A 3,999-nucleotide genomic window follows, 5' to 3' on the forward strand; every position below is an offset into this window, starting at 1 on the left:
ACACTCTAAGGGCACTAAGAGGCTAACTAGGAGCTTATGCCCTTTTTTGGGGGTGAGATAGCCAATTAGTTCGCTGGTGATCTTGCCGTCCACATCTTTGCGCCTTGCACTCAAATAACGCAAATCCTTTAAGCTAATCGTGCTGGAGGGCACTAAACAGGTGGCTTTTTGGATAATGTGCAACTCGGTGCTCTTGTCGGCTTTAAAACTGATATACAACTTAGAGTCTTGAAAACACAAATCAAAAAAAGTAGTGCCCGCTTGGCCACTAGCTAAGTAACTTTTAACCAAACCCATGTAATAATCTCTATCGCTCATCTGTTCTCCTTTAAAAAATTGAGGTCTTTTTTGCCCAAATCTTGCACGCTTTGGGCAAGTTGGACAAACTGGTAATGCTTGGGGTCAGCTTTGAACTTGCCCATATTCCTCCAGCCGGTTTGTTTGTTCTTTTCAAAAAAGATGTGGCGGATATAGGGGCGTTCCTTTTCATCAGCCCATTCTCTTTCATTGACCTTGTGGATATGAATATAGATACTTGCCATATACGCCCCCATCTTGCTCTTCATGGGCGTGTTGGTGGTTTTGGTAGAAGTTTGCTCTTTGGAGCTTTGCACGATGAGAAAGATGAGGATGTCTAGCTCAAAGTTATTGATCAGTTGGGCAATACGCGTAAATTTGTGGGTCTCCTCCTCCTCGGGGGTGCGCCCCTTAGGGGCAATGATGAAACTTTGCGAGTCAATCAAAAAGACCTTCACGCCTGCTTTAGCACTGCGCTTGATCTGAGCCACTAACTCCTCAACACCCTGCCCTTGTTCGCACATCTGAAAATCTAGGCGATCAAAGAGTTTTTTATGGCTAAGCTCTTGGGTGGCATTCATTTTCACCACAAACTTTTTCAAGGGGAACTCAAAGGAAAAATAACCCACCTTGACATTCTCCACGAGGCTCATATGCCTTAAAATCTGTATGCCTAGCATGGTCTTGCCTGCCTCTGGGTCACCACCGATTAGAACTAACTGCTTGAACTCAAAACCCCCCTCTAAGGTCTTATCTAAAAACTCCATCCCACTAGGGATTTTCTCAATGGGAGGCTCTTGCTTAAAATACTCCTCCCACTGCGCAAAGGAGCGCATATTGTCCTTAGCCTCTATGCGGGCGTATTTGCTTAAAAAGTCCATATCAAAGATTTCGCCCCTAAAGCACGCCTTGGCTAGCTGGTCGGCTAGCTTGCGCTGGGTTTTAAGCAAGAGGGCTTTTTTAAGGTCCTCTTTGAGGCTTAAATAGCCTGATTGGGTCTCTTGGGAAAGCAGCGCGTTAAACTCGGGGCTTTGACAAGTTTGCTCGCCTAGTGCGTGGACTAATAGCCCGTAGGTGATGATCTTGTGCTGCTCTTTAAGCATTAGCAGGGCTTTTAAGACCTTCTGGTGCAAGGGCTCAAAATGCTCTAAAGCAATGCCCTCTAGCATTTCCTCCAAGTATTCTGGGTAGTGGATCAAAGAGGCGATGATGTTCTTTTCAAGCAAGGTTGAATCCATTTCTAGCATAGGTTCTCCTCAAGTGTTCTAGGTAGTCTTGGTGTTCTTGAATCAAGGCTTGGGCGTAGAGATTGTGGCGGGCAAACTCTTGGAGAGCCAAATAAAGACACATTTGCAAGAACTCGTTTTGACTCATCTGTGCCCTTCTGGCGCGCGCTTTTAAACGCACGATGATGTGGGGCTTTAACATGAACTTTTTTCTTAGCCGTGTAGGCGCATTTGGACTTTTCCCATCTTTTCTCATTCTCTCCTCCGATCAAAAAATAACGCACTGCGCGCTCCACAATCACCCCCCTACTCTGCCCCTCTAGGGTGGCGATGGTGTCTAAAAGCTCTAACAAAGCGGGTTCTAAAAAGAAACTACCCGTGTGTTCTTTGGGGATTCTTTTCATCCTTGCTCCTTGCTGGCGGTTTCGGCAATTTCAAAGGCTTTAAAAACAGCGTATTCGAAGTTCTCAAGGGTGAGCCCGTTGTAGGTGTTGCTGAGCTTCTCATAAAGGCTTTTGTTAGAGATGACGCGTGTTTTGGGGGGCAAGACATCGTTATAACCCTTGCGGATGGCGTTTAAAGCCAGATCGCAGATGTTGAAGCCTTGTTCTTTGAGCTCTAAGAAGTGCTGGTAGATGGCGCGTTTTTGCTCATAGCTCACCGGGTGCTTGTCTTGGCAGTGGGCTAAAAAGCGTTCATAGGCTTCTTGCTCTTGTGTGGTGAGACCGCTTAAGCGCATATTGAAACAGGCATTGATTTTCTGCTTTAAAGCCTCAAAGTTGATGAGGGATTTTTTAGGGGCGCGTTGTTTGCCCTCTCTTTTCAAAAAAACTTCTTGCGCGCACGCGCTCTTTTTTCCATGTTTTTTTAGATTCCTTATTTTTATAGGGCGCAAAGTTTGGGCTATGATGTTAATTCCCTTGTGTAGGGCTTTGCGCATTTTAGACCCCCGCTTTTTAGGGGCTTGCAAACATAGCTTATAATTTTGGCTATGTTGGGGCTCTAAATCTTGCTCTTTGGGGACACAAAGGCTGAAAGTTCTAAGCCCGGTTATTTTCCCTTTAGAGCGCACATAGGCAATTTTAAGAATGCCCTTAGCTTCTAGCTCGTTAAGATACTTGTAGATGGTGTTGCGGCTGAGTTTGAAGGTCTTACATAAAAATTCAGTGGTGATCTGCCAAGTGCTGGGCAAGGCGTTGATGAACACGGCAAGCCCTAGAGCCTGCACGCTCAAACCCGCATTCAAGACGATGTCATTGGGTATGGCGGTGTAACGCGTGGTGGGGTTAAACTTGGCGATCATAGTAAACTCCTTTGATTTGGTTGAATATGGGTGCTAGGGTGTGGCTCTCTTGGGGCAGATAGCGTGCGTAGGTCTTTAGCGTGATGTGGGCGTTTTTATGCCCTAATAATGCACTCGTGTAGAGCAGGTTTGCCCCGTGATTGAGCGCGATGGAAGCGAAGGTGTGCCGTGTGCAATAAAGCGGGCGTTTAGCTAGCCCGGCTTTGGCTAGGAGCTTGTGGAATGCACGGGTGAAGTTAAGCCGTCTGCCTGTGGGGTTGTTAAAGAGGAACTCACCCCCGCCCCCTTTGAGGGACTTTAAGAGAAACTCTCTTAGAGGGGCTGGCATTTGGATTGTGCGGACACTGCTAGTGGTCTTGGGGCTAAGTATTTCGCCCCGTGTGCTGATTGAGCGCTCAATGCTGATGGTGTTGTTAGCAAAGTTGAGATCGCTATGCTTTAAAGCCAAAATCTCGCCTATGCGCGCCCCGGTGCAAAAAGCAATCATCAAATATAAGCGGGTTACATCACAATGACACAGCCCTAAGACCTCTTGAACCTCATTAGCATTGAGGGGGTTTTTCTGCTTAGGGGGTGTGTTGGCGATGCGTTTGGGCTTAAAAAAGGGGTTAGCTTGGATGTAGTCCATCTCCATCGCAAAGTCTAGGAAGTTTTTAAGCGCAAGGGTGAGCCCCTTGATGTGGCTAGCGCTGTAGGCGTTGGCCCGTTGGTTGAGTTGCTTATAGAAGTTGTGGATGCTCTCTTTAGTGATTTGCTCTAGGTGTGTCAAATTGCCCAAAAGCTTTAATGCCGTGCGCATTGTGGCTTGCATAGTGCGTAGGCTGGTGGGTTTCATACCCCCCACCTGTTCCCAATATTTTTCAAGTGCGCTTGCAATGGTGTAGCACTTTGGATTAATTTGCCCCACTTGCTGGGTTTTAAATGCCTGCATGCGTGCCCTTTTAACTTGCTCTTTTGCGCCCTGTGTGTGGGAAATACCCAACTTAGCCAACACCAGCGCGCGGTTTTGTGCTGTGTCAAGCATTTTAAGACTCTTGCGGATGCGTTTAGACCCCTCATAGGTTTCTAGGTAGAGTCTCCCATTCCGATTGTAAAATTTCATTTTGCCATTCCTTTCGTTTTTGGTTTTAAGGTTGCTTTATAGTGTGGGTGTTAAGCTAGGCGGTTATTTCT

Annotated in this window: 4 protein-coding genes and 1 pseudogene; all 5 read right to left on the bottom strand. The window is 46.7% G+C overall.

Translation table 11 applies throughout. The annotated features are described in order from the left end of the window. Positions 1 to 318 (bottom strand): annotated as a pseudogene (locus C5684_RS09600) (hypothetical protein); the annotation flags it as partial. Further along, positions 315 to 1,544, bottom strand: a complete 1,230-nt coding sequence (locus C5684_RS08075) for a DnaB-like helicase C-terminal domain-containing protein (protein ID WP_104639984.1) — start codon at positions 1,542 to 1,544, stop codon at positions 315 to 317. The pseudogene C5684_RS09600 and the gene C5684_RS08075, both read right to left, overlap by 4 nt. Next, entirely contained in the window at positions 1,516 to 1,779 is a 264-nt protein-coding gene (locus C5684_RS09190) for a hypothetical protein (protein ID WP_158650221.1), read from the bottom strand. Before C5684_RS09190 ends, C5684_RS08075 begins: the two co-directional genes overlap by 29 nt. Positions 1,780 to 1,923: 144 nt before the next feature. Further along, positions 1,924 to 2,826 (bottom strand): helix-turn-helix domain-containing protein, encoded by a 903-nt coding sequence (locus C5684_RS08085; protein ID WP_104639986.1) that lies wholly within the window; start codon positions 2,824 to 2,826, stop codon positions 1,924 to 1,926. Next, entirely contained in the window at positions 2,810 to 3,928 is a 1,119-nt protein-coding gene (locus C5684_RS08090; RefSeq protein WP_104639987.1) for a tyrosine-type recombinase/integrase, read from the bottom strand. The genes C5684_RS08085 and C5684_RS08090 overlap by 17 nt, the downstream gene beginning before the upstream one ends. Positions 3,929 to 3,999: the final 71 nt, after the last annotated feature.

Source organism: Helicobacter bizzozeronii, from assembly GCF_900196775.1.
Taxonomy (GTDB): domain Bacteria; phylum Campylobacterota; class Campylobacteria; order Campylobacterales; family Helicobacteraceae; genus Helicobacter; species Helicobacter bizzozeronii.